This window comes from Methanobrevibacter sp. (assembly GCF_045577275.1).
Taxonomy (GTDB): Archaea; Methanobacteriota; Methanobacteria; order Methanobacteriales; family Methanobacteriaceae; genus Methanobrevibacter.
The window spans coordinates 1-5,012 of the sequence record NZ_JAZNIB010000196.1 but is presented as its reverse complement, the minus strand read 5'-3'; the positions used below and the strand labels follow the sequence as shown (position 1 = coordinate 5,012).

Below are 5,012 nucleotides of genomic sequence, written 5' to 3'. Positions count from 1 at the left end.
TGTGCATTACATTATATACAAATGCGGTTTCAAAAACACTGTTGGAAGAACAGTCATTCATAAATTGCTCTATTTTTCAGACTTCAACTATTATGAATTGCATAAGGAATCCATAACAAATGAGGAATATAAGGAGTTGGATCGTGGTCCTGTCCCTATTCACTTTGAAATGGCCATAAAGGAATTGGTGGATGAAAAGAAGGTAGGATTAGGAAAAAGAAAATTGCCGTGCGGCAAGATAATGAACAGATATTTTTCCCTAAAGACACCTGAAATCAATCTTAAGAACGAAGAGCGTGCTCTCATCAATAAGGTCATTAAGGAATTAAGTCATATGAACGGAAAGCAGATAGGAGAATATTCCCTTAGGGACGTACCGCCAAGGAAAACACAATACGCTGACATCATTGATTATGATTTGGTGTTTATGAGAAAACCGAAAGAAGAAGATAAGGTATTTGTGAAAATCGTTTAATATCTTATTGAATGTAAATTATTTTATTGTAGTTAAAAATTCTTTTGGTTCATTGAATGTAAATTATTTTCATATGAGTAAAAATTCTTTAAAACAGATATTTTTTTAAATATATTAATATAAACTATTTTTTCTTTATTGATACGAAAATATTTATATATTGTATAACATAAATTATAACACCGAAATATAATAAAAAACTTTTATATTAGGTGTATTATGGAAATCTTGAGTGCATTATGGCAAGTTGGGGTTTTTGCCGCTGTTATCTTATTTGGGACTAAGCTTGGAATAGCTAGCGGACTTGCTAATTTATCAAAAAGGAATCTTGCTTTATTATGTTTAGGCTATGGAGGAGGAATCATGCTTTTATCAGCTATTGCTTCCTTATACACCAGCCAAATAACTGATTTTATAAATTCATACAACTCTCTCTTATTCTTGATTATGGCCGTCATCATGATTTTTTCCGGTATTTATACTATAAAAGAGTGGAAAAGGCATGAAGAAAATAAGATGAGAACCACAAGAATGATTTTAATAGCTCCTTGTCCATGCTATTTTGGATCTATTTTAGCAAGCATTATCATGGCTGCTCCTACAGTTGGATTAGGGGCTTTTTCATTAAGCAAATACGTTGCAGCTGCAATGGTTTTGGTAATACTGGCAGGATATTTCGCATCAAATGTCATAGTAAAATTCCTTAAGAAGCCTTATCCTATTGTCATTGGAAACTTCATGCTATTTTTGGGGATTTATTTCTTATTGTCTTCAATATTGATTCCAAATATAATACAGGTATTCAGTCAGTCAATGAAATCAATGACCATACCTTCATTAAGTTCACTTGCATTGACATTTGCCATAGCATGTGCAATTGCAATAATCGGAGTCATAGTTTCAAGAAAGAAGGATTTCCTAATAGATTTCAGTTAAATAATAATTTTTTTTCAAATTAAAATATTAACTAATTAACTTTATTTTTAATTATTTGGTGATTAGATGGTGACAACTATTCCTGGAAGTGATTTATTAACTTCTGCATTAAATGTTATAGCTCAGAGTTTACAGATACCTGTAATCATATTTTTATTGGCATTTGCAATATTCGCTGTATATATTATAGGAAGCCTAATATCAGAATACAGTTCTCACAAGAAAGTGCCCGTTAAATTAGTCAGAGATTTAATTTATAAGATAGCTAACTGTGAGGACGTAAACGATATTCAAAATATCATTAAAAGCGCACCTATTCAGCATTCACAAAAGCTTGTCTTGATTGAAATTGCAAGATCAAAGGACTTGCGTCAAGACACAAGAAAAGCTCTTGCAAGAAAATTGTTTGAAGAGGAACAGGACAAGATTGAAAAGAATCTTCAAAAGACAGACATTGTAACTAAGATAGGCCCTACCCTTGGACTGATGGGTACACTTATTCCAATGGGTCCAGGTCTTGCAGCTCTTGGTAGCGGTGATGTAAATGTACTTGCAAGTGCAATCATAGTTGCTTTCGACACCACTGTTGTAGGTATTGGTGCAGGGGCAGTGGCTTATGTAGCAGGAAAGATACGCAGACGATGGTATGAGCAATATCTTTCAAATTTGGATGCTTTGGCTGATACTGTTTTGGATAGATTGAAGAAAGAGGATGAAATGAGAGGCAAATAATTCAGGGCCTATTAAAAAAATTGGTATTTCATTTTTTTCGGTGATTTAAATGGTACGTCGTCAAGGTGGAAAGAGACTGTCTGAAGATAGTGAAGATCCTATGGCTGGAACAGCAAATCTGGTGGATGCAATGCTTGTGATAGCTGTTGGACTGTTGGTGTTTTTGGTAATTTCATGGAACATGCAAGGGGTTATCTTTGACAGTGACATGACAAGTGAGGAAAAGCAGAATGTCATGCAGCACATAAGTGAAGTCAGTGAAGTGGATCAAGGACAGCAATTGAATGAAACTCCTGATGTAAGCAATAAGTCCGGTCAAGGATATACTGAAATGGGTAAGGTATATCAAGATTCATCAGGTAAGCTGATTATGGTTGAGGGCAAATAGCTTTCAATCTTTTATTTTTTTGCTTATTTTTTTTTGAATAGATTGGGGTTATTATTTATCTTTTTTTGCTTATTTTTTTTAATTGATAATGTATATTCTATCGATTCTTTTTTTTTGATTGAATAAATAAAATAGCTATTTTTAAAAAGAGAGATTTGAACAATAGTTTTAAAGTTTTATTAAAAAAAAAGAATATGTTCTAGAATTTGAATTAACAAAGTCTAGAAACAAATTGTAATTTACTTATTTTATGGTTAATTTAGCCTCTTTGCTGATGGCAGCGTAAGTCTTGTCTCCTGCAAATTTAGCTGTGAATTTGTAGGTTCCTTTTTTGTTTAAGCTTACTTTGACAGTTGCTACACCTTTAGCGTTAGTGGTTGCACTGTATGTTTTGCCGTTTACAGTGAAGGTCACCTTTTTACCAGCAACAGGATTTCCAGCTGCGGTTTTGAAGCTTGCAGTTAAGGTTTTGGTAGCACTTGCTTTGTAGCTTTTTGCAGGAACGGTCAAACTTCCTTTCTGTTTGTTTACGACAATCTTAGCTACAATGAATGATCCGTTGTATTGGTCATCTCCAAGGAATGCAACTGCAAAGGTGTAAGTGCCTGCAGCCTTAAGGTTGATTTGGAGTTTAGCTTTACCTTTATCATCAGTGACTCTGTCGTAAACTACACCATTGAATCCAATTTGAACAGGCTTGTTTGCTATGGCTTTACCTGTGGAATCTTTTAAGGTGATTGTGAAGAAATTACCTATTCTACCGTCAATTTTTGTGTCAACAGCAGTTGTTGTCATGTTATTGTAATCGATTGAAGTGATTTCTCTTGTAGCAGGAACATCTTCACCGATTTGCAAGACAGCACTCCAAGTGGATTCTTTCAATCCATTGTATCCAGGATATTTTACAGTCATATAATGTTTTCCTTCACCAAGTTTGGTGATGTCCACATACACTGCACCTGTAATGTCAGATTCTCCACCGCATTCTACACCATCGATGCTTACATTAATGTATTCTCCTGCATCGATGTGGTTGTTGTCATCATTTCTCCAAATTTTAACTGTAACATTATCGTTTAATTTGAGAAGCTCTTCTGTTATGATATTTGTTGTGTCTGCTTTCAAGTCTACAGGATCAAGGGTCTCTTCATCTCCGACAGCAAAGTAAACTTGCACATAGGTAGTGTTGGTTGCTTCGGTTTGGCTGAAGGTACCGCTTGTCATGGATATGTAATCTGAATTAGCTTTGACTATGTTGTAAGTGAAGGTAGGTGGCATAGGTACGAAGACTAAACCACTGTAGTCATTTTCTTCTCCAATTGTAATGTTTGTGTATCCGCTTGCAAGCAAGTATCCGATTTTTGTGTTGTTGAGGAACTTGTTTCCATCACAGAAAATGTTGTTGGAACCATAGCAGGTAATTCCGATATCACAGAAATTAAGGGTGTTGTTTATTGCCTTGTGTCCTCCACTGTGCATGAGATATATACCTTCTCTTGCACCATAGATGGTATTGTTTTCCACTATACACTTAGGCCCAGATCCGTGTCTTACATCAATACCATGGTTTGCAGGGTTGATGATTGTGTTGTTGTAGATATGGCTGCGTGCAGAACCGAAGGAAATGATTCCCATATCGCTTACACCAGTGACTGTATTGTATCTTACAATGGTGTCATAGTTAGGATTAGTGAATTTGCTTCCTACATAAAGACCGAAACGTCCACCGCTGATGTTGTTGTTTTCAACTATACCGTTAGATGTGTTGAAGATGATAACGCAGGATGGAGTTTTCATGTTGGCTTGAGTGACCCCTTGGCAGATGAAATTGAATCCGCTGAGGGTGAAACCGTTCACGTTAGCCACTTCAAAGACACCATCATAGTAGTTGGACATTGGAGGATGGCCGGTTAAAGTTGCACCGTTACCATTGATTATGATATTGTTCAAGGTAATTTTTTCAGTGATGATCTTCTTGATAGGATTTCCTTCATCATCCAATTTAGGATTTCCTTCTTCATCAACATCGTCAACTTCAACTGTTTTTTGTTTATCGATTTTTAATTGGACATCATTGTATTCGCCAGGAGCGAAATTAATGATGGTATTGTCTTCTAGATTATCAAATTTTTCTTGAATTTCTGCATTAGTCATTGTATTGTCGATATCGAGGGTTGTTGAACTAAGCTCTGGATTTCCCCCATCTTCTGCTATGACATCTTCACTTGCATCAGATGAAGATAGGTCATCTATAACATCATCTGCTGCAGATACAGCACCAAGTGAAACTATTGTCATAAGGACTAATGCTACGATAAGTAACATTTTATTTTTCATAGTTTTTCCTCATTAAATAAATTAAAAATATTTTTATTGATTATATTAAATATAAACAAATAATTAAACTTTTTTTTAAAAAAGAAAAATAATATTATTTATTTACATAAAAATAAAAGAATTTAATAAATATTTAGATACACG

General features: G+C 34.6%; 5 protein-coding genes. 4 read left to right on the top strand and 1 reads right to left on the bottom strand.

The features are described from left to right. From ACKI67_RS05845 to ACKI67_RS05830, 4 genes are all read left to right on the top strand, one after another. A partial coding sequence (locus ACKI67_RS05845) for a Panacea domain-containing protein (RefSeq protein WP_407462501.1) occupies nt 1-475 on the top strand: 475 nt, incomplete at its 5' end. Between the two features lie 219 nt (nt 476-694). Continuing rightward, nucleotides 695-1,411 (top strand): DUF2162 domain-containing protein, encoded by a 717-nt coding sequence (locus ACKI67_RS05840; protein ID WP_407462500.1) that lies wholly within the window; start codon nt 695-697, stop codon nt 1,409-1,411. Between the two features lie 69 nt (nt 1,412-1,480). Further along, the gene (locus ACKI67_RS05835; protein WP_407462502.1) at nt 1,481-2,143 is read left to right on the top strand and encodes a MotA/TolQ/ExbB proton channel family protein; all 663 of its coding nucleotides are present in this window, start codon (nt 1,481-1,483) and stop codon (nt 2,141-2,143) included. A gap of 49 nt (nt 2,144-2,192) precedes the next feature. Continuing rightward, on the top strand, nt 2,193-2,531 hold the full coding sequence (locus ACKI67_RS05830) for a DUF2149 domain-containing protein (RefSeq protein WP_407462498.1): 339 nt from the start codon (nt 2,193-2,195) through the stop codon (nt 2,529-2,531). Nucleotides 2,532-2,774: 243 nt separating this feature from the next. On the opposite strand, the gene ACKI67_RS05825 is transcribed toward ACKI67_RS05830, so the two are convergent. Further along, nucleotides 2,775-4,868, bottom strand: coding sequence for an Ig-like domain repeat protein (locus ACKI67_RS05825; RefSeq protein WP_407462497.1), 2,094 nt, complete (start codon nt 4,866-4,868; stop codon nt 2,775-2,777). Nucleotides 4,869-5,012 lie beyond the last annotated feature (144 nt).

Bases quoted from the DNA above. Each gene is read 5' to 3' on its own strand.
- ACKI67_RS05840 (WP_407462500.1), top strand. From the start codon at position 695: ATGGAAATCTTGAGTGCATTATGGCAAGTTGGGGTTTTTGCCGCTGTT.
- ACKI67_RS05825 (WP_407462497.1), bottom strand. From the start codon at position 4,868: ATGAAAAATAAAATGTTACTTATCGTAGCATTAGTCCTTATGACAATA.
- ACKI67_RS05830 (WP_407462498.1), top strand. From the start codon at position 2,193: ATGGTACGTCGTCAAGGTGGAAAGAGACTGTCTGAAGATAGTGAAGAT.